The organism is Variovorax ginsengisoli (genome assembly GCF_030811835.1).
GTDB classification, from domain to species: domain Bacteria; phylum Pseudomonadota; class Gammaproteobacteria; order Burkholderiales; family Burkholderiaceae_C; genus Variovorax; species Variovorax ginsengisoli_C.
Genome location: NZ_JAUSRO010000003.1, coordinates 247,453 through 266,416 on the forward strand (window position 1 = coordinate 247,453; position 18,964 = coordinate 266,416).

Below are 18,964 nucleotides of genomic sequence, written 5' to 3' on the forward strand. Positions count from 1 at the left end.
GCGCTGTCTTGAAAGCGGGCCTCATTCTGCCGTCTTGAATTCGAGCGACGCCGAATTCATGCAGTAACGCAGGCCGGTCGGTGTCGGGCCGTCCGGGAAGACGTGGCCCAGATGGGCCCCGCATTGGGTGCAGACATTCTCGGTGCGCGTCATGCCGTGCGAGCGGTCGACGATGTTGGTGATGGCGCCGGGCACGGCTTCTTCGGAGAAGCTCGGCCAGCCGCAACCTGCGTCGAACTTGGTGCCCGACTCGAACAGCTTGGCGCCGCAGCACACGCAGTGATAGGTGCCGTCTTCCCAATGGGCTTCGTACTTGCCGGTAAAGGGGCGTTCGGTGGCGGCGTGGCGGGTGACTTCGAAAGCCGCGCGTTCGGCGCCTTTCTCAGCCAGCAGGGCCTTCCATTCCGCGTCGGTTTTCTGGATCCTGGGTGCAGAAGAAGAGGTCATGATGAACAGCTGATTTCGATCGTGGAGGCCCAATCGGGCGGGAAGCCGGCCATCGCTTCATGGCCGGGATGGTCGTCAAATGGGGATTCCAGCAGCGTCAGCAAGATCGCGACGCCAGAGAAGTCCTTGTTCTGGGCGAGTTCGATCGCCTCTTGCCCCAGGTGGTTCCGCAGGACGAACTTCGGGTTGACCTGCAGCATACGGCCAGCAGCCTGCGCAGGTCCTGCGGCGCGGCGAGCCGCATAGGCCGGCAGCCACGCGTCGATGCCGGTGCGGTCGATGAACAGATCGGTCACCGCAGCCATGTCGCCGGACTGCACGGCGACCGACAGACGGCGCCAGAAAATCGTCCAGTCGGTGCGCTCGGCCGCCAGCAGGCTGAGCACGCCGTCGATCAGCAGGCGATCGGTGGCCTCGGCCTCTGCGACAGCGGTACCTGGAGGCGGCGTGTCCAGCCCCAGCTTGGCGCGCATGCGTCGGTCGAACTCGCTCGGGAACACCCGCTTGTACGAGGCGAGCGCGCTCACGGCCGTTTCCTTGTCGCCGATCAGCGGCAGCAGCGCCTGCGCGAGTGCATGCAGGTTCCAGTACGCCACACTAGGCTGCTGGTTGAAGGCATAGCGGCCGCTGGTGTCACTGTGGTTACAGATGTGGCCGGGGTCGAAACCGTCGAGGAACTGGAACGGGCCGTAGTCGATGGTGAGCCCGAGGATGCTCATGTTGTCGGTGTTCATCACGCCGTGGCAGAAGCCGACGGACTGCCACTGGGCCAGCAGCGCAGCGGTTCGCTCGCTCACCGCTTCGAGCAATGCGGCGTAAGCATTGCCGCCGAAGCGCTCCGTGCTGCGGCAGGCCGGGTAGTAGCGCTCGATCACGTAGTCGGCCAGTGCGCGCAGCTCGGCGTCCTGGCCGCTGGCTGCGAAATGCTCGAAATGGCCGAAGCGGATGAAGCTGGGCGCCACCCGGGCGACGACGGCGGCGGTTTCCAGCGTTTCCCGGCGCACGCGCTGGTCGGAGCCGGTCAGGCTGAGCGCGCGTGTCGTCGGTATGCCCAGGCCATGCATGGCCTCGCTGCACAGGAATTCGCGGATGCTCGAGCGCAGCACTGCGCGGCCGTCGCCGCCACGCGAGTAGGGCGTGCGGCCTGCCCCCTTGAGCTGGACTTCGAGCCCGTCGGTGGTCTCCCCGAGCAGGATGGCACGGCCATCGCCCAGTTGGCCGGCCCACACGCCAAACTGATGACCGCTGTAAACGCTCGCCAGGGGTTCGGCGCCAGCGAGTGGCCGACTGCCCGTCAGCGCCTCCAGCGCCTCGTCGGACGCGAACCACTGCGCATCGAGCCCGAGCAGCCGTGCCGTGGCGTCGCTGCGTGCAACCCAGTACGGCTCGGGCAGAGGCGTGGGTTGCAGCCGGGTGTGGAATGCGGCGCCGAGCATGGCGAAGCGGTGGTGCCAGCGCAGCCCGGAGATATCGGTAGGCAGGGTCATGCGCAGATTGTCCCGTAGGTGCGCCGTCCTTCTGCGCTTACGGGCATTCCCGTATCGGCGGCGTGCTGCAGTGCGCAATACTGCGGGGGCTCGCGCGGCCGCCGTGTCGCGGCCCTGCGCACGCCCGATTTCGATTATTTACAGGAGTTTTCCCCCATGCTGGGTTTGATGCAAGACCAACCGTTGCTGATCTCGTCGCTGCTCGAGTTCGCCGAATCCCATCATGGCGATGCCGAAATCGTCTCGCGCCGGGTCGAGGGCGACATCCACCGCTACACCTGGGCCGACGTCGCGTCGCGTGCGCGCCAGGTCGCCAATGCGCTGGACGGCGAGGACCTGCTTTTTAGCGACCGTGTCGCCACCCTGGCCTGGAACGGCTACCGGCACCTGGAGCTCTACTACGGCGTGAGCGGCTCCGGCCGCGTGCTGCACACGATCAACCCGCGGCTGCATCCCGACCAGATCGCCTGGATCGCCAACCACGCCGAAGACCAGATCCTGTGCTTCGACCTGAGCTTCCTGCCGCTGGTACAAGCCGTCCACGCCCGCTGCCCGACCATCAGGAAGTGGGTCGCGCTGTGCGATGCAGACCGGCTGCCGCTCGACAGTGGCGTGCCCCATCTGGTGAGCTACGAAGCGTGGATGGGCACGCAGCCCACCGACTACGCCTGGCCGGGCTTCGACGAGAACTCTGCGTCGAGCATGTGCTACACGAGCGGCACCACGGGCAACCCGAAGGCCGCGCTTTACAGCCATCGTTCGACCCTGCTGCACGCGTATGCGGCCTGCCTGCCCGACGTCATGTGCCTGTCGGCGCGCGACGCCGTGCTGCCCGTGGTGCCGATGTTCCACGTCAATGCCTGGGGGTTGCCGTATTCGGCGGCGCTCGTGGGCGCGAAGATCGTGTTTCCGGGGCCGGCGCTCGATGGCAAGTCGGTGTTCGAGTTGATCGAATCCGAAAAAGTCACTTTCGCTGCGGGCGTGCCGACCGTCTGGCAGATGCTGCTGGGCCATGCGCAGGCCAACGACCTGAAATTCTCGACGCTCACGCGCACGGTGATCGGCGGCTCGGCCTGCCCGCCTGCCATGATTCATGCCTTCCAGGAAAAGTACGGCGTCGAGGTGCTGCATGCCTGGGGCATGACCGAAATGTCGCCGCTGGGCACGTTGTGCACGCTCAAGAACAAGCATCTCGACCTGCCACTCGAAGCACAGACGGCCATCCGCATGAAGCAGGGCCGCGCAATCTTCGGTGTCGACATGAAGATCGTCGATGGCAACGGCAACGCGCTGCCCTGGGACGGCAAGGCCTACGGTGACCTGCTGGTCAAGGGACCGTGGGTCGTCAAGGAATACTTCAAGGGCGAGGGCGGCGACCCGCTGATCCTCGATGCGCAGCAACGTGGCTGGTTCCCCACTGGCGACGTGGCCACCATCGACGCCGACGGCTACCTGCAGATCACCGACCGCAGCAAGGACGTGATCAAGTCGGGCGGGGAATGGATCAGTTCGATCGACATCGAGAACATTGCAGTCGCGCATCCGGCCGTGGCCATGGCGGCCTGTGTGGGGGTGTTTCACCCGAAGTGGGACGAGCGCCCCATCGTGGTGATCGTGAAGAAGCCGAACGCCGAAGTCACGCGCGACGAACTCTTGCAGTTCTACGAAGGCAAGACAGCCAAGTGGCAGATTCCGGACGACGTGGTCTTCATGGACGCGATTCCGATCGGTGCCACCGGCAAGATCCTGAAGACGAAACTGCGCGAACAACTCAAGGACTACAGGCTGCCAGGAGCCTGATGTCGGCCGTCTGGGCACCCCACGGGTCGCCCAGGCGTCAGTTAAACCCTCGAGGCCGCTTCCCGCGGCCTTTTTTGCGGGCATTCCCTGTGATGTGCGGCGGGGCCAGCTTGTACCCTGCGAGCGGCTTCAGATCGAAACACAAGGAGACATTCCATGCACTTTGCCATCAAGACGCTCGCCGGTTGCGCGATGCTTGCCGCGGCCGCTTCGGCCCTTGCCCAGAAGGGCGAAACCGTCAAGATCGCCTGGCTCGATCCGTTGTCGGGCCTGATGGCTGCCGTCGGCACCAATCAGCTCAAAACCTATCAGCTGCTGGCCGAGGACTTCAACAGGAAGAACGCTTCCGGCGTGAAGTTCGAGATCATCGGCATCGACAACAAGCTGAGTCCCCAGGAGACCACCAGCGCCTTGCGTTCGGCGATGGACCAAGGGGCGCGCTATGTGACGCAGGGCAACGGCTCGGGTCCGGCGCTGGCGATCATCGACGCGCTGGAGAAGAACAACGCGCGCAATCCCGGCAAGGAGGTGCTGTACCTGAACTACGCGGCGGTCGATCCGGACCTGACCAACAGCAAGTGCAGTTACTGGCACTTTCGCCTGGACGCCGACACGTCGATGAAGATGGAGGCGCTGACCACCTACATGAAGGACGTGCCGGAGATCAAGAAGGTCTATCTCATCGGTCAGAACTACTCGCACGGCCAGCAGGTCTCCAAATTCGCCAAGGAAGACTTGAAGGCCAAGCGTCCGGACATCCAGATCGTGGGTGACGACCTCCACCCTCTGGCGCAGGTGCGCGACTTCGCGCCCTACATCCAGAAGATCAAGGCCTCGGGCGCCGACACGGTGATCACGGGCAACTGGGGGTCCGATCTGTCGCTGCTCCTCAAGGCGGCGAACGATGCGGGCCTCAATGTCAACTTCTACACCTACTATGCCTTCGGCTCGGGCGCACCCACTGCCATGGGCGCGGCTGCAGCCGGGCGCGTCTACGGCGTGAGCTACGGCCACTACAACATGGGCGGGCCGATCCAGCCGCTGATGGCCGAGTTCAAGAAGAAGATGAACGACGACATGACACAGACGTCGATCTACAACAGCTTTGCGCTGCTGGACGCAGCCTTCGTCAAGGCCAAGTCGACCGATCCCGTCAAGGTGGCCGCTGCGCTGGAAGGCATGAAGATCAAGAGCTTCAATGGCGAGATCGAGATGCGCAAATCCGACCACCAACTGCAGCAGGGCCTTTACATCACGCGCTGGGAAAAGGCGGGCGGCAAGAACGCCTACGACGCCGAGAACACCGGATACACGATGGCGCCCATCAAGTACTACGAACCCTACGTCGCCAGCACGCCCACCTCGTGCCAGATGAAGCGTCCGTGAGCGGGAAAAGCTGGTTTTTCTACCGTCGGGTAGCACCAGTCTGGCGCGTGCTGTCGCCTGAGCGATAGAAAGCGCGCTGCGCGCCGGATGCTTACGGGCATTCCCTGAGCGGAGGGTGTGCAAAGACTTGTACGCTCACTTCGACTCGACAGTCACAACAGGAGACAACGAATGAAATTCACTCTGAAATGCACCGCCGTTGCGGTCATGTTCGTCAGTGCAACGGCGGCCTTCGCCCAGAAGGGTGAGACCGTCAAGATCGGCTGGCTCGACCCGCTGTCGGGGTTGATGGCGGCCGTCGGCACCAATCAGCTCAAGACCTTCCAGTTCTTTGCCGAGGAGTTCAACAAGAAGAACGCGGCGGGCGTGAAGTTCGAGATCATCGGCATCGACAACAAGCTCAGCCCGCAGGAGACCACCAGTGCGCTGCGTTCAGCGATGGACCAGGGGGCGCGCTACATCGTGCAGGGCAACGGGTCCGGGCCGGCGCTGGCAATCATCGACGCGCTTGAAAAGAACAACGCGCGCAATCCCGGCAAGGAAGCGCTGTACCTGAACTACGCGGCCGTCGACCCCGATCTGACCAACAGCAAATGCAGCTATTGGCAGTACCGCTTCGATGCCGACACGTCGATGAAGATGGAGGCGCTGACCACCTACATGAAGGACGTGCCGGAGATCAAGAAGGTCTATCTGATCAACCAGAACTACTCGCACGGCCAGCAGGTCTCGAAGTTCGCCAAGCAGAATCTCAAGGACAAGCGGCCCGACGTGGAGATCGTGGGCGACGACCTGCATCCGCTGGCGCAGGTGCGCGATTTCGCACCCTATATCCAGAAGATCAAGGCCTCGGGCGCCGACACGGTGATCACGGGCAACTGGGGTTCCGACCTGGCACTGCTGATCAAGGCGGCCAACGACTCGGGCCTGAACGTCAAGTTCTACACCTACTACGCGGTGACGACCGGCACGCCCACGGCGATGGGTGCGGGTTCCGACGGCAAGGTCTACCAGGTCGGCTATGCCCACTACAACATGGGCGGCGACATGCAGAAGTACGCCGACGACTTCAAGAAGAAGTTCAACGACGACCTCTACACCACCGACATCTACACGGTATTCCAGGCCCTGACCGACGCCTTCGTGAAGGCGAAGTCGACCGATCCAGTCAAGGTGGCCGCTGCCATGGAGGGCATGAAGTTCAAGAGCTTCAACGGTGATGTCGAACTGCGCAAATCCGATCACCAGCTCCAGCAGGGCCTGTACATCACCAAGTGGGAGAAGGCCAGTGCCAAGTACCCGTACAGCCCGGAAAATACGGGCTACACGCTGGCACCTGTGAAGTACTACGACGCGTATGTGGCCAGCACGCCGACGTCGTGCCAGATGAAGCGGCCGTCCTGAGGCTCACCCCCAGGCTTCGCACACTGCGTGTTGCTTCTCCTTCCCCCTGCCGGGGGCAACACCGGCGGCCCGGCAAAGCCGGTTCCTCGGTGTTCCACGAGGATGCGCAACGGCAATGAGCGTTGCCGGGGACAGTTGGTCGAGGCCCGACGTCTCCACGCGGGCCTTTTTTCTTTTCACGTACGGACAAGTCGGATGAACGTCGAATTCTTCGTTATCTCGCTGCTCAACGGCGTCAGCTACGGGCTGCTGCTGTTCATGTTGAGCTCGGGCCTCACGCTGATCTTCAGCATGATGGGTGTGCTCAATTTCGCGCACACCAGTTTCTACATGCTCGGGGCCTACCTGGCCTACACGATCTCCGGCGTCGTCGGCTTCTGGCCGGCGCTGGTGCTGGCGCCCCTGGCGGTTTTTGCGCTGGGCGCGGCCTTCGAGCGCTACAGCCTGCGGCGCGTGCACAAATTCGGCCACGTGCCCGAACTGCTGGTCACCTTCGGCCTGTCCTACCTGATTCTCGAAGTGGTGCAATTGCTGTGGGGCCGCTCGACGGTGCCCTACGGGCTGCCGACACAGTTGCAGGGTCCGCTGTTCACGCTGTATGGCACCCAATTTCCCAAGTCACGGTCCTTCATCATGCTGGTCGCCATGCTGATGCTGCTGTCGGTGTGGCTGCTGCTCACGCGAACCCGCATCGGCCTGGTCATCCAGGCGGCACTCAAGCATCCGGAGATGGTGGAGGCGCTCGGCCACAATGTGCCGCGCGTGTTCATGCTGGTGTTCGGTGGCGGCGCCGCGCTGGCCGGTCTGGCCGGCGTGATCGGCGGCAACACCTATGTCACGGAGCCCGCGATGGCGGCTTCGGTCGGATCGATCATCTTCGTGGTGGTTGTGGTCGGTGGCATGGGCTCGCTGGCCGGTGCATTCCTCGCCTCGCTGCTGATCGGCATCATCCAGACCTTTGCCGTGGCCATGGACCAGTCGCTTGCGACCGGCCTGCGAGCCTTGGGCGTGGCAGTGAGCGACCAGACCTTCGGCTACGAACTGCTCAAGCTCACCATCTCGCAGGTCGCGCCCATCCTGCCTTATCTGTTCCTCGTTCTGATCCTGATCTTCCGCCCCAAGGGCCTGCTCGGAACCCGTGAAGACTGACGCCATGACGACTGCCTCCCTGACCAAAGACTATTACCGCTTCAAGCCCTGGAACATCGGCCGGGCCGTGATCTGGTCGCTGTTCGCGATCGCCCTGATCGTGGCGCCGATGCTGTTTCGCAGCAGCCTCGCGCTCACCATGCTCTCGCAGATCGGCTACCTGATCATCATCTGCCTGAGCTACAACATGCTGCTGGGCCAGGGCGGCATGCTCAGCTTCGGACACGCGGTCTACACCGGCATGGGCTCCTTCATCGCCATCCACACCATGAATCTGGCCGCCAAGGGCAGCCTGCCGGTGCCGTTGCTCCTCATCCCGCTGGTCGGCGGCCTGGGCGGCATGTTCTTCGCGACGCTGTTCGGCTACGTGACAACCAAGAAGTCGGGCACCACCTTCGCCATGATCACGCTGGGCATCGGCGAACTGGTGGCGTCGATGGCACTCATGTTCCCGACCTTCTTCGGCGGTGAAGGCGGTATCACTACCAACCGCGTGTATGGAACGCCCTTCCTGGGACTGACCTTTGGACCGCAGATCCAGGTGTACTACCTGATCGCGGTGTACTGCTTCATCTGCACGGCGCTGATGTTTGCCTTCACCGGCACGCCGCTCGGGCGAATCCTGAATGCGGTGCGCGACAACCCGGAGCGCGTCGAATTCATCGGCTACAACACGCAGCGCGTGCGCTACTTCTCGTTCATCATCGCCGGCTTCTTCGCCGGCATCGGTGGCGGGTTGGCAGCCATCAACTTCGAGATCGTGAATGCGGCCGACAGCCTCAACGGCATCCGCTCGGGCGGGTACCTGCTGTTCACGTTCCTGGGCGGCGCGACCTTCTTCTTCGGGCCGATCATTGGCGCGGTGCTGCTGGTGTTCGCGTCGATTCTGCTGTCGGAGCTCAGCAAGGCCTGGCTGCTGTACCTCGGGCTGGTGTTCCTGTTCATGGTGATGTTCGCGCCCGGTGGCGTGGCCAGTCTGATCATGATGAACCTGCGCGTGGCCAAGTTCGGTCGCTTCAAACCTTTCTGGGCGCTGTATGCGGGGTTGCTGGTCACCGGTGCGGTCATGGTCGCCGGGGCGGCCGCCATCGTGGAGATGATCTATCACATGCAGCTCAACGCGGCCCTCGGCCCCGAACTGCCGTTCTTCGGCTTCCTGCTCGACACCTCCAAGCCCACGAGCTGGAGCGTGTCCGTTGCCCTGCTGGTGGTGGGTGGCGTACTGATGGAGCTGGTGCGCAGGCGCTTTGTGCTGGCATGGGGCCACGCACAGGAATACATCGAAGCCGAAATCAAGCGCAGGGAGGCTGCATGACCTACGCACTGGAACTCAAGGACCTGCGCAAGAATTTCGGCAAGACCGAAATCATCCGCGGCGCGCAGCTGGCGGTGAACGCGGGTGAACGCATCGCCATCATCGGACCGAACGGCGCGGGCAAGTCGACACTGTTCAATCTGATCAGCGGGCGCCTGACGCCCACCAGTGGTGACGTGCTGCTCAACGGACAGCGCATCAACGGCAAGAAGCCGTACGAGATCAACCGCCTGGGCCTCTCGCGCAGCTTTCAGATCACCAACATCTTTCCCAAGCTCAGCGTGTTCGAGAACCTGCGCTGCGGCGTGCTCTGGAGCCTGGGCTACAAGTACACCTTCCTGCGCTTTCTCTCCAGGCTCGACGATGCCAACGAACGCACCGAGGCGCTGATCCGGCAGGTCGGCCTCGAGCGCAAGCGCGATGTGCTGGCCGTGAACCTCACCTACGCCGAGCAGCGCGCCCTGGAGATCGGCGTGACCATCGCCGGTGGCGCCGACGTCATCCTGCTCGATGAGCCGACCGCGGGCATGAGCAAGACCGAGACGGCGCATTTCATCGCGCTCATCAAACACGTGACCGTGGGCAAGACGCTGCTGACGGTGGAACATGACATGGGGGTGGTCTTCGGCCTGGCCGACAAGATCGCAGTGGTCGTGTACGGCGAGGTGATCGCCTTCGACACACCGGCGGCCGTGCGCGCCAATGCGCGTGTCCAGGAGGCGTACCTCGGATCGGCCGTCGCCGATGCGCAAGGAGGTCATTGAGATGCTGAAACTACAAGACGTCCATGCCTACTATGGCAAGAGCCACGTGCTGCATGGCGTGAGCTTCGATGTCGGGCCGGGCGAGATCGTCGCGCTGCTCGGGCGCAACGGCTCGGGTCGCTCGACCACCGCCAAGGCCATCATGGGGCTGGTGCATGCCGAAGGCACGCTGCGCTGGAAAGACAAGGACATCCTGCGCAGCAAGGCCTACGAGGTCGCGCACCTGGGCATCGGCTACGTGCCGGAGAACCGCGACATTTTCCCCAAGCTCACGGTGCACCAGAACCTGATGCTCGGGCAGAAGAGTGGCAAGAAGCAGGCACGCTGGTCTTTCGAGGACATGTACACCATGTTCCCGCGGCTCAAGGAGCGACAGCACACCGAGGCCGGCGTGCTGTCGGGGGGTGAGCAGCAGATGCTGACGCTGTGCCGCACGCTCATGGGTGACCCTGACCTCATCATCATCGATGAGCCGACGGAGGGCCTGGCGCCCAAGATCGTCGAGTTGGTGGGCGAATACCTCAAGCGGCTGAAGGACCGGGGCATTTCGGTGTTGCTGATCGAGCAGAAGCTGACGATCGCCATGCAGATCTCCGATCGTGTGCTGGTGATGGGCCATGGCAGCATCGTGTTCGACGGTACGCCCGACAGCCTGCGGGCAGACGCTGCCACGCGCAAGGAATGGCTCGAGGTCTAGACACTCCCTGACGCTTGGCCGCAGGGTGGGCGCTTTGTCCCGGCAGTGACTGAGAGGTCATTGCCCGGACGCGCGAAACGCCTAGAATTCACAAAAAAGAACACTCGTGCTTTTTGTTGCAGCCGGCCGGTTCGCCGCATAGCGGTACGGCCTCTGCCGCCGTGATGGCGCCACGATGTCCTCCCGATTCTTTCTTTCCAACGTTTTTAAGGAACGCAGCATGACGGCTGAATACAAAGTGATGGGCGATGTCGCTGTCATCACGCTGAGCAATCCTCCGGTCAACGGCCTCGGTTTTTCGACCCGCGTGGCCATTACCGAGGGGCTGTCGAAGGCCAATGCCGACGACGCCGTCGCCGCGATCGTGATCACCGGCGCGGGCAAGGCCTTTTCGGGCGGCGCGGACATCAAGGAGTTCGGCACCACCAAGGCCACGCAGGAGCCGAATCTGCTGAGCGTGATCCTGGCGCTCGAGGCCTCGGCCAAGCCGATCGTCGCGGCCATCCATTCGGTGTGCATGGGCGGTGGGCTGGAGCTCGCCATGGGTTGCCACTATCGGGTGGTTGCACCCGGCACCAGCATTGCACTGCCCGAGGTCAAGCTCGGCCTGATTCCCGGTGCGGGTGGCACGCAGCGCCTGCCACGTGTCCTCGGTGTCGAAACGGCACTCAACATGATCGTCAGTGGCGAGGCCGTCAAGAGCGAAATGCTCGCCGCGCTGCCTGGGCAGAAACTGTTCGACAAGCTCTCGGCCTCGCCCGAAGCGCTGTTCGACGATGCCATGCAGCTGGCCAAGTCGGTGGCTGGCAAGACCGGCGATGCGCTGCCGCTGGTGCGCAACCTGCCATGCAAGCACCCGCTGGGCGACGCGTACTTCCAGTTTGCCAAGAACATGGTCGGCGGCATGTCGAAGAACTACCCGGCGCCGCTCAAATGCGTGGATGCCGTCGAGGCTGCAACCAAGATGAAGTTCGACCAGGGCATGGCCGAGGAACGCCGCCTGTTCACCGCGCTCATGTTCACGCCCGAGTCGCTGGCGCTGCGCCATCTGTTCGTGGCCGAACGCGCCGCGAGCAAGATTCCCGACGTGGCCGAAGACACCCCCAAGCGCGAGATCAAGAGCGTGGCCGTCATCGGTGCCGGCACCATGGGCGGCGGCATCTCGATGAATTTCCTGAATGCGGGGATTCCGGTCAAGATCCTGGAGATGAAGCAGGAGGCGCTGGACCGTGGCATTGCGACCATCCGCAAGAACTACGAGGCGCAGGTCAAGAAGGGCAAGCTCAAGCAGGACAAGTACGAGCAGCGCATGGCTCTCCTGAGCACCACGTTGAGCTACGACGAGCTGGGCGATGCCGACCTCGTGATCGAAGCCGTGTTCGAGGAGCTGGGTGTCAAGGAGGCCGTGTTCAAGGAGCTTGACCGCGTGGCCAAGCCGGGCGCCATCCTGGCATCGAACACCTCTACGCTGGACGTCGACAAGATTGCTGCTTTCACCCAACGTCCGCAGGACGTGGTCGGCATGCACTTCTTCAGCCCGGCCAACGTGATGAAACTGCTGGAAGTCGTGCGCGGCAAGGACACTGCAAAGGACGTGTTGGCCACGGTCATGGCAGTGGCCAAGAAGATCAAGAAGACGGCCGTCGTTTCGGGCGTGTGCGATGGCTTCATCGGCAATCGCATGATCGAGCAGTACAGCCGCCAGGCCGGCTTCCTGCTCGACGAAGGTGCAACGCCGCAGCAGGTCGACAAGGCCATCGAGAAGTTCGGCTTTGCGATGGGCCCGTTCCGCATGGGCGACCTGGCCGGCAACGACATCGGCTGGGCGATCCGCAAGCGCCGCGCGACCGAGCGTGCCGACATGAAGTACAGCCGCACGGCCGACAAGCTCTGCGAACTCGGCCGCTTCGGCCAGAAGACCGGCGCGGGCTGGTACGACTACCAGGCCGGCAAGCGCGATGCGATCCCGAGCCAGGTGGTGCTGGACCTGATCGAGCAGCACCGCAAGGACGAAGGCATCGCGCCGCGCAAGATCTCCGACGACGAGATCGTTCAGCGCCTGGTGTATGCGTTGGTCAACGAGGGCGCACACATCCTGGAAGACGGCATTGCGAGCAAGTCGGGCGACATCGACATGGTGTACCTGACGGGTTACGGCTTTCCGATCTGGCGCGGCGGCCCGATGCACTACGCGAGCCAGGTCGGCCTGTTCAACGTGGCCGAAACGATGAAGCGCTTTGCCCGCAACCCCCGCGACGACGCAAGCTTCTGGCAACCCGCCGCGCTGATCCAGCGCCTGGTGGCCGAAGGCAAGCAGTTCAGCTGAGGCGCAGCCGATCGTGTTCAAGCGGGCCTTTCTTGCCGTGCTGCTGGCGCTGTTTGCGCTGGCTGCCGCGCTGGCCATCCAGACCTGGCGCCACCCGTCGCGCCAGCTGGCGGTGGCGGCTGCGCCGCGCTTGGCCGTCGATCTGCCGGCGGCGGCGCAACGCCTGGGGGGTGCCATTGCCATTCGCACGGTCTCCAGTCTGGACGACGCGGCGCAGAGCAATGCCGAGTTCGATCGGCTCCATGCCTATCTGGCGGCGCAGTTTCCCAAGGTCCACGCCACGCTCAAACGCGAGGTCATCGGCCAGAAGGCGTTGCTCTATACCTGGGCAGGTTCCGACCCCGCGGCGCGGCCCGTGGCGTTGATGGCACACCAGGACGTGGTGCCCATCGCACCCGGCACCGAGAAAATGTGGAGCGTCGATCCGTTCTCCGGTGCGGTGCGGGACGGCTTCATCTGGGGCCGAGGCACGCTGGACAACAAAAGCAATCTCTTTGCGCAGATGGAGGCCATCGAGCTGCTGATCGGCAGTGGCTTTCGCCCCCGCCAAACGGTGTATCTCGTGATGGGCGACGACGAGGAAGTCAGCGGATTGCGCGGCGCGCTGCCGATTGCCGAGCTGCTCAAGTCGCGCGGCGTGCGGCTCGACTGGGTGCTCGATGAAGGCCTGCTGGTGCTCGATGGCGTTCTTGCGGGTCTTTCCAAGCCCGCCGCGCTGATCGGCGTTGCCGAGAAAGGCTACGGCACTTTTTTCCTCTCGCTCGATACCGCCCCCGGCCACTCGTCGATGCCCCCCGCCCACAGCGCGATTGGCGAGATGAGCGCAGCGCTTGTACGGCTCGAAGCCACACCGATGCCCGCACGCCTGCAGGGCGTGGCCGGCGACATGTTCGGCGCCCTGGCGCCCGAGATGAGCGCCGTGAATCGCGTGCTCCTGTCCAACCTGTGGCTGACCGGACCGCTGGTGCGCAGCCAGCTCGAGAAAAGCCCGAGCAGCAATGCCATGCTGCGCACCACCACCGCGCTGACCATCGTGCGCGCCGGCAACAAGGACAACGTGCTTCCCGGACGCGCCGAGGCCGCCGTCAACTTCCGGCTGCTGCCGGGCGACACGCTGGCGAGCGTGGAGGCACACCTGCGCAGCGCGCTGGGCAACGACCGCATCGCCATCAAGCCTTACCCGGGCAATGCCGAGCCGTCGCCTGTGTCGCCTACCACCGGCGCGGGTTACGCGGCGATCCAGCAGGCCGTGCGGTCGGTGTTCCAGGACGCCGTGGTCGCGCCCGGCCTCATGACGGCGGCGACCGATTCGCGGCACTTCAGTCTTGTCAGCGATGCCGTGTACCGCTTTTCGCCGCTGCGCGCAAAGTCCGAGGACCTCGCGCGCTTCCATGGCACCAACGAACGTCTGGCGGTCTCGAACTACGGCGAGATGATCCAGTTCTATCACCAGTTGCTGCGCAGCACGGGTTCGCCCGCGCTGCCGCAGTAATCCTTTCCTTCCGCTTTCCAAAGGACTTCCCCATGACCCGCGCCGTCATCGTCTCCACCGCCCGCACGCCGCTCGCCAAGAGCTGGAAGGGTGCCTTCAACATGACGCACGGCGCCACGCTCGGTGGCCACGCAGTGCAGCACGCGGTGTCGCGCGCCGGCATCGACGGCGCCGAGGTCGATGATGTGATCATGGGCTGCGCCACCCCCGAGGGCGCCACCGGCTCGAACATTGCGCGCCAGATTGCCTTGCGCGCGGGCCTGCCGGTCACCACGTCCGGCATGACCATCAACCGTTTCTGCTCGTCGGGCCTGCAGACCATCGCCACCGCGGCGCAACGCATCATCGCGGGTGAGGGCGAGGTGTATGTGGCTGGCGGCGTGGAGAGCATCTCCTGCGTGCAGAACGAAGCCAACAAGCACATGCTGGCCGATCCCTGGCTGGTGAAGAACAAGCCCGAGATCTACTGGAACATGCTGCAGACGGCCGAGCAGGTCGCCAAGCGCTACAACATCGGCCGCGACGCGATGGATGAGTACGGCGCAGCCAGCCAGCAGAAGGCCACGGCCGCGCTCGAGGCCGGCCGCTTCAAGGAAGAAATCGCGCCCATCACCGTCACGGCCGGTGTGGCCGACCCGGTCATGGGTCTGCGCACCAAGGAGGTCACCGTCGAAAACGACGAAGGCATCCGTGCCGGCACCACCAAGGAAGGCATCAGCGGCATCCGTCCGGCCATGCCGGGCGGCCTGATCTCGGCGGGCAATGCCAGCCAGTTCTCCGATGGCGGCGGCGCAGTCGTGATCGTCGACGAGACGTACGCCGAACAGCGAGGCCTCAAGCCACTGGGCCGTTTCCTCGGCTTTGCGGTCGCAGGCTGCGAGCCCGACGAAATGGGCATCGGTCCGGTGTTTGCGATCCCGAAGGTGCTCAAGCGCCTGGGCCTCACGGTCAACGACATCGACCTGTGGGAACTCAACGAAGCCTTCGCCGTGCAGGTGATCTATTGCCGCGACAAGCTGGGCATTCCGGCCGATCGCCTGAACGTCGACGGTGGCGCGATCGCCGTGGGCCATCCCTACGGCGTGAGCGGCCAGCGCCTGACGGGCCATGCGCTCATCGAAGGCAAGCGCCGCGGCGCCAAGAAGGTGCTGGTGACGATGTGCATCGGCGGCGGCATGGGCGCAGCGGGCGTCTTCGAAGTCCTGTAACTCCCCCTGGCTACGCGGCACTTCGTGTCCGCTGTGCCACCCCCTTGCGGGGGCAACACCAGCGGCCCGGCAAAGCCGGGGCCGCGGTGTTCCTAGCAAATCGGCCGGCGTTTTGCCGGCGCCGTCACGAGATTGCAATGAGCCTTCGTCCCACCCTCGACTTCCTGCTCTACGACTGGCTCGATGCCGCCGCACTGAATGAGCGCGAACGTTTCTCGGACCATTCGCGCGAGACCTTCGACGCGGTGCTCGACACCTGCGAGCGCATCGCGCGCGACAAGTACGCGCCGAGCAACCGCATCGTCGACACGCAGGAGCCGCACTTCGACGGCGAGAAGGTGATCCTGCCGCAGGCCACGCACGATGCGCACAAGGCCTTCGTCGAGTCGGGCATGCTGAGCGCTGCGCAGGACTACGACATCGGCGGCATGCAGCTGCCCTACACGTTGCAGGCGGCGGCCAACAGCTTCTTCGCGATGGCATCGGTGAGCATCGGCTCGGGCATGCTCACCAGCGGCAACGCCAATCTGCTGATGGTGCATGGCACGGCGATGCAGCAGGAGGTGTTCGCGCGCAATGAATTTTCCGGGCGCTGGTCGGGCACCATGTGCCTGTCCGAGCCCCAGGCCGGCTCCAGTCTGAGCGACGTCGCCACGCGCGCCGTGCCCGATGGCGTGGACTTCCAGAGCGACCCGCTCGGTCCGCGCTACCGGCTGACCGGCAACAAGATGTGGATCTCGTCGGGCGACCACGAATTGACCGAGAACATCGTGCACATCGTGCTGGCCAAGATTCCGGATGCCGACGGCAAGCTGGTGCCGGGTACGCGGGGAATTTCTCTGTTCATCGTGCCCAAGAAGATGGTCGATACCGGCGGTGCGCTCACGGGTGTGCGCAACGACGTCGCGCTCGCCGGCCTGAACCACAAGCTGGGCTGGCGCGGGACGACCAACACGCTCCTGAATTTCGGCGAAGGCAGGTTCCCGGTCGATGGCAAGGCGGGTGCGGTCGGCTATCTGGTGGGCGAGGTGGGCAAGGGCCTGCACTGCATGTTCCACATGATGAACGAGGCGCGCATCGGCGTCGGTACGGCCGCCGCGATGCTCGGCATGGCGGGTTACTACGCCTCGCTCGACTATGCGAAGACCCGCCCGCAGGGCCGGCTGGTGAAGAAGCCGGCGGCCGAGGGCGCCAGCGCGGTCGTCAAGGACTCGGCGAGCCCGCAGGTGCGCATCATCGAGCATGCCGACGTGCGCCGCATGCTGCTCGCGCAGAAATCCTATTGCGAGGGCGCCCTGGCGCTCGAACTCTATTGCGCGCGGCTCGTCGACGAGCAGAAGACGGGCGACGCGCAGGCCGCTGACGATGCGCGCCTGCTGTTGGAGGTGCTGACGCCCATCGCCAAGAGCTGGCCGAGCGAATGGTGCCTTGAGGCCAACTCGCTGGCGATCCAGGTTCATGGTGGTTACGGCTACACCCGCGATTTCCCCGTCGAGCAGTACTGGCGCGACAACCGGCTGAACATGATCCACGAAGGCACGCACGGCATCCAGGCGGCCGACCTGCTGGGCCGCAAGGTGCTGATGGAAGGCGGGCGCGGCCTGCAGTTGCTGGCCGCGCGCATGCAGGCCACCATGGCGCGCGCCGCGGGCGTCGCCGCCTTCGCAGCCCACGCGCAGGCGCTCGGCGAGGCGCTGGCACGCGTTGGTTCGGCCACGAAGGCCGCATGGGCGACGGGAAATCCGCAGGAGGCGCTCGCCAACGCGGTACCCTACATGCAGGCGTTCGGTCACACCGTCCTGGCCTGGATCTGGCTCGACGTGGCGCTGCGGTCGCTGGAGTGCGACGCGGCCGGCACGGCACCCGCGACGGCCGGCCGGTTGGGTGCGACCGCCTACTTCTTCAACTATGAACTGCCGAAGATCGGTGCCTGGCTCCAGGTCGTGGAGCGTCGGGACCCGACCTGCACGGCACTGCCCGAGGACGCTTTTTGATGACGCAGCAGGCCAAGCCGCATGCAACGCTGGAGAAATGGATCTGGATCCTGATCTACGGCGGACTTTTCGCTCTGATTCTCGGTATCGCCACCGGGCGTACCGACCCCGCCCTCGGCTGGACCATCGCCGTGCCCGGCGTCGTGGTGGCCGTGATCGGCTTCATCCTCATTTTTGTTCGCTCTCGCCTGAAAGACCAGCCATGACTCCCCGCAACGTGCAGCAACTGTTCGATCTCACCGGCAAGACCGCGCTCATCACCGGCGGCTCGCGCGGCCTCGGCCTCCAGATGGCCCACGCACTCGGCGAGGCGGGCGCGCGTGTCATGCTGAGCTCGCGCAAGGCCGACGACCTGGAGGAGGCGACCGCTGAACTGCAGGCCGCGGGCATCGATGCGCGCTGGATCGCTGCGGACTGCGGCAAGGAAGAAGACACCCGTCGCCTGGCCACCCAGACGCTCGAGCGCATGGGCGCGATCGACATCCTGGTCAACAACGCGGGTGCGAGCTGGGGCTCGCCCGCCGAAAGCCATCCGGTCGAAGCCTGGGACAAGGTGATGAACCTGAACGTGCGCGGCTATTTCATCCTGGCGCAGCAGGTGGCCAACAGCTACATGATCCCGAAGAAAGCCGGACGCATCATCAACATCGCGTCGATTGCCGGCCTCAACGGCAACCCGCCCGCCATGCAGACGCTGGCCTACAACACCTCCAAGACAGCAGTGATCGGTTTCACCCGGACGCTGGCTGCCGAATGGGGCCGCTACGGCATCAACGTGAATGCGATCTGCCCGGGTTTCTTCATGACGAAGATGGCCGCTGGCCTGATCAAGAGCATGGGCGAGCAGGAGATGGCCGCGCGCGCGCCGCTCGGCCGCCTGGGCGACGAGGAAGACCTCAAGGGCATCACGCTGCTGTACGCCAGCGACGCCGGCAAGCACATCACCGGCCAGTGGCTGGCCGTCGATGGCGGCGTGAGCGTGGTTCTGGGCGCCTAGCATGAGCGACGATATCAACGTGCGGTCATACACCAGCCAGATTCCGTTCGCCCGGCATCTGGGCTTCGAGCTCACGAAGTTCGAAGATGGTGAATCGGAGATCCGCTACACCGCCAAACCCGAGCACCTGAACACCTTCGACGTGACGCACGGCGGCGCCTGCATGACGCTGCTCGACATCACGATGGCCGCCGCCGCGCGCAGCCAGACGCCGGAGGTCGGCGTCGTCACCATCGAGATGAAGACCAGCTTCATGCGACCCTCGGTCGGCCCGCTCGCCGCGCGCGGCCGGCTCATGCACCGCACCGCCACGCTGGCCTTCACCGAAGCCGGGATCTACGATGACCAGGGACGCCTGTGCGCCCATGCGACCGGTACCTTCAAATACGTCAAGCGCCGCTTGCCGACCGGGCCGGCCAGCGCCAACGCGCAACGGCCGCCCTCGACCGACTGAACCCAGCGGCCGTTTGACGGTCTTCCCATCTTTCCGCACTCAAG

General features: G+C 64.5%; 16 protein-coding genes. 14 read left to right on the forward strand and 2 right to left on the reverse strand.

Translation table 11 applies throughout. From position 1 onward, the window contains the following. Positions 1 to 21: 21 nt before the first annotated feature. Together msrB and J2W36_RS05450 are read right to left on the reverse strand one after the other, a co-directional pair. A complete protein-coding gene (gene msrB / locus J2W36_RS05445) occupies positions 22 to 447 on the reverse strand; it encodes a peptide-methionine (R)-S-oxide reductase MsrB (protein WP_307688663.1) in 426 nt (141 codons plus the stop codon). Then, on the reverse strand, positions 444 to 1,934 hold the full coding sequence (locus J2W36_RS05450) for a protein adenylyltransferase SelO (RefSeq protein WP_307688664.1): 1,491 nt from the start codon (positions 1,932 to 1,934) through the stop codon (positions 444 to 446). Before J2W36_RS05450 ends, msrB begins: the two co-directional genes overlap by 4 nt. 156 nt (positions 1,935 to 2,090) lie before the next feature. Here J2W36_RS05450 and J2W36_RS05455 point away from each other — a divergent pair, with 156 nt between their 5' ends. The 14 genes from J2W36_RS05455 to J2W36_RS05520 all read left to right on the forward strand — a co-directional run bounded on the left by J2W36_RS05455 (position 2,091) and on the right by J2W36_RS05520 (position 18,920). Continuing rightward, positions 2,091 to 3,734 (forward strand): 3-(methylthio)propionyl-CoA ligase, encoded by a 1,644-nt coding sequence (locus J2W36_RS05455; protein ID WP_307688665.1) that lies wholly within the window; start codon positions 2,091 to 2,093, stop codon positions 3,732 to 3,734. 156 nt (positions 3,735 to 3,890) lie between these two features. After that, entirely contained in the window at positions 3,891 to 5,120 is a 1,230-nt protein-coding gene (locus J2W36_RS05460; protein ID WP_307688666.1) for a branched-chain amino acid ABC transporter substrate-binding protein, read from the forward strand. A gap of 171 nt (positions 5,121 to 5,291) precedes the next feature. Next, a complete protein-coding gene (locus tag J2W36_RS05465; RefSeq protein WP_307688667.1) occupies positions 5,292 to 6,524 on the forward strand; it encodes a branched-chain amino acid ABC transporter substrate-binding protein in 1,233 nt (410 codons plus the stop codon). 195 nt (positions 6,525 to 6,719) lie between these two features. Next, positions 6,720 to 7,673, forward strand: a complete 954-nt coding sequence (locus J2W36_RS05470) for a branched-chain amino acid ABC transporter permease (protein ID WP_307688668.1) — start codon at positions 6,720 to 6,722, stop codon at positions 7,671 to 7,673. Positions 7,674 to 7,677: 4 nt separating this feature from the next. After that, the gene (locus tag J2W36_RS05475; protein WP_307688669.1) at positions 7,678 to 8,988 is read left to right on the forward strand and encodes a branched-chain amino acid ABC transporter permease; all 1,311 of its coding nucleotides are present in this window, start codon (positions 7,678 to 7,680) and stop codon (positions 8,986 to 8,988) included. Next, the gene (locus J2W36_RS05480) at positions 8,985 to 9,752 is read left to right on the forward strand and encodes an ABC transporter ATP-binding protein (RefSeq protein ID WP_307688670.1); all 768 of its coding nucleotides are present in this window, start codon (positions 8,985 to 8,987) and stop codon (positions 9,750 to 9,752) included. The genes J2W36_RS05475 and J2W36_RS05480 overlap by 4 nt, the downstream gene beginning before the upstream one ends. A 1-nt stretch (position 9,753) precedes the next feature. Then, positions 9,754 to 10,449 (forward strand): ABC transporter ATP-binding protein, encoded by a 696-nt coding sequence (locus J2W36_RS05485; protein ID WP_307688671.1) that lies wholly within the window; start codon positions 9,754 to 9,756, stop codon positions 10,447 to 10,449. Positions 10,450 to 10,669: 220 nt separating this feature from the next. Beyond that, a complete protein-coding gene (locus J2W36_RS05490; protein ID WP_307688673.1) occupies positions 10,670 to 12,775 on the forward strand; it encodes a 3-hydroxyacyl-CoA dehydrogenase NAD-binding domain-containing protein in 2,106 nt (701 codons plus the stop codon). Between the two features lie 13 nt (positions 12,776 to 12,788). Continuing rightward, complete coding sequence (locus J2W36_RS05495; RefSeq protein ID WP_307688674.1) at positions 12,789 to 14,267, forward strand: M20 family peptidase; 1,479 nt, start codon at positions 12,789 to 12,791, stop codon at positions 14,265 to 14,267. A 32-nt stretch (positions 14,268 to 14,299) separates the two neighbouring features. Then, positions 14,300 to 15,475: an acetyl-CoA C-acyltransferase gene (locus J2W36_RS05500; protein WP_307688675.1), complete on the forward strand. Its 1,176-nt coding sequence runs from the start codon at positions 14,300 to 14,302 to the stop codon at positions 15,473 to 15,475. Between the two features lie 137 nt (positions 15,476 to 15,612). Then, complete coding sequence (locus J2W36_RS05505) at positions 15,613 to 17,469, forward strand: acyl-CoA dehydrogenase (RefSeq protein ID WP_307688676.1); 1,857 nt, start codon at positions 15,613 to 15,615, stop codon at positions 17,467 to 17,469. Further along, positions 17,469 to 17,675 carry a hypothetical protein gene (locus J2W36_RS05510; protein ID WP_307688677.1) on the forward strand — a complete coding sequence of 69 codons (207 nt, stop codon included), beginning with the start codon at positions 17,469 to 17,471 and terminating at the stop codon, positions 17,673 to 17,675. The genes J2W36_RS05505 and J2W36_RS05510 overlap by 1 nt, the downstream gene beginning before the upstream one ends. Further along, a complete protein-coding gene (locus tag J2W36_RS05515) occupies positions 17,672 to 18,466 on the forward strand; it encodes an SDR family oxidoreductase (protein ID WP_307688678.1) in 795 nt (264 codons plus the stop codon). The genes J2W36_RS05510 and J2W36_RS05515 overlap by 4 nt, the downstream gene beginning before the upstream one ends. Before the next feature lies 1 nt (position 18,467). After that, positions 18,468 to 18,920 (forward strand): PaaI family thioesterase, encoded by a 453-nt coding sequence (locus tag J2W36_RS05520; protein ID WP_307688679.1) that lies wholly within the window; start codon positions 18,468 to 18,470, stop codon positions 18,918 to 18,920. The last annotated feature ends 44 nt before the right edge of the window (positions 18,921 to 18,964 follow it).

Bases quoted from the DNA above. Each gene is read 5' to 3' on its own strand.
- J2W36_RS05470 (WP_307688668.1), top strand. From the start codon at position 6,720: ATGAACGTCGAATTCTTCGTTATCTCGCTGCTCAACGGCGTCAGCTAC.
- J2W36_RS05455 (WP_307688665.1), top strand. From the start codon at position 2,091: ATGCTGGGTTTGATGCAAGACCAACCGTTGCTGATCTCGTCGCTGCTC.
- J2W36_RS05485 (WP_307688671.1), top strand. From the start codon at position 9,754: ATGCTGAAACTACAAGACGTCCATGCCTACTATGGCAAGAGCCACGTG.
- J2W36_RS05475 (WP_307688669.1), top strand. From the start codon at position 7,678: ATGACGACTGCCTCCCTGACCAAAGACTATTACCGCTTCAAGCCCTGG.
- J2W36_RS05480 (WP_307688670.1), top strand. From the start codon at position 8,985: ATGACCTACGCACTGGAACTCAAGGACCTGCGCAAGAATTTCGGCAAG.
- J2W36_RS05460 (WP_307688666.1), top strand. From the start codon at position 3,891: ATGCACTTTGCCATCAAGACGCTCGCCGGTTGCGCGATGCTTGCCGCG.
- J2W36_RS05505 (WP_307688676.1), top strand. From the start codon at position 15,613: ATGAGCCTTCGTCCCACCCTCGACTTCCTGCTCTACGACTGGCTCGAT.
- J2W36_RS05500 (WP_307688675.1), top strand. From the start codon at position 14,300: ATGACCCGCGCCGTCATCGTCTCCACCGCCCGCACGCCGCTCGCCAAG.
- J2W36_RS05510 (WP_307688677.1), top strand. From the start codon at position 17,469: ATGACGCAGCAGGCCAAGCCGCATGCAACGCTGGAGAAATGGATCTGG.
- msrB (WP_307688663.1), bottom strand. From the start codon at position 447: ATGACCTCTTCTTCTGCACCCAGGATCCAGAAAACCGACGCGGAATGG.
- J2W36_RS05515 (WP_307688678.1), top strand. From the start codon at position 17,672: ATGACTCCCCGCAACGTGCAGCAACTGTTCGATCTCACCGGCAAGACC.
- J2W36_RS05450 (WP_307688664.1), bottom strand. From the start codon at position 1,934: ATGACCCTGCCTACCGATATCTCCGGGCTGCGCTGGCACCACCGCTTC.
- J2W36_RS05520 (WP_307688679.1), top strand. From the start codon at position 18,468: ATGAGCGACGATATCAACGTGCGGTCATACACCAGCCAGATTCCGTTC.
- J2W36_RS05490 (WP_307688673.1), top strand. From the start codon at position 10,670: ATGACGGCTGAATACAAAGTGATGGGCGATGTCGCTGTCATCACGCTG.
- J2W36_RS05465 (WP_307688667.1), top strand. From the start codon at position 5,292: ATGAAATTCACTCTGAAATGCACCGCCGTTGCGGTCATGTTCGTCAGT.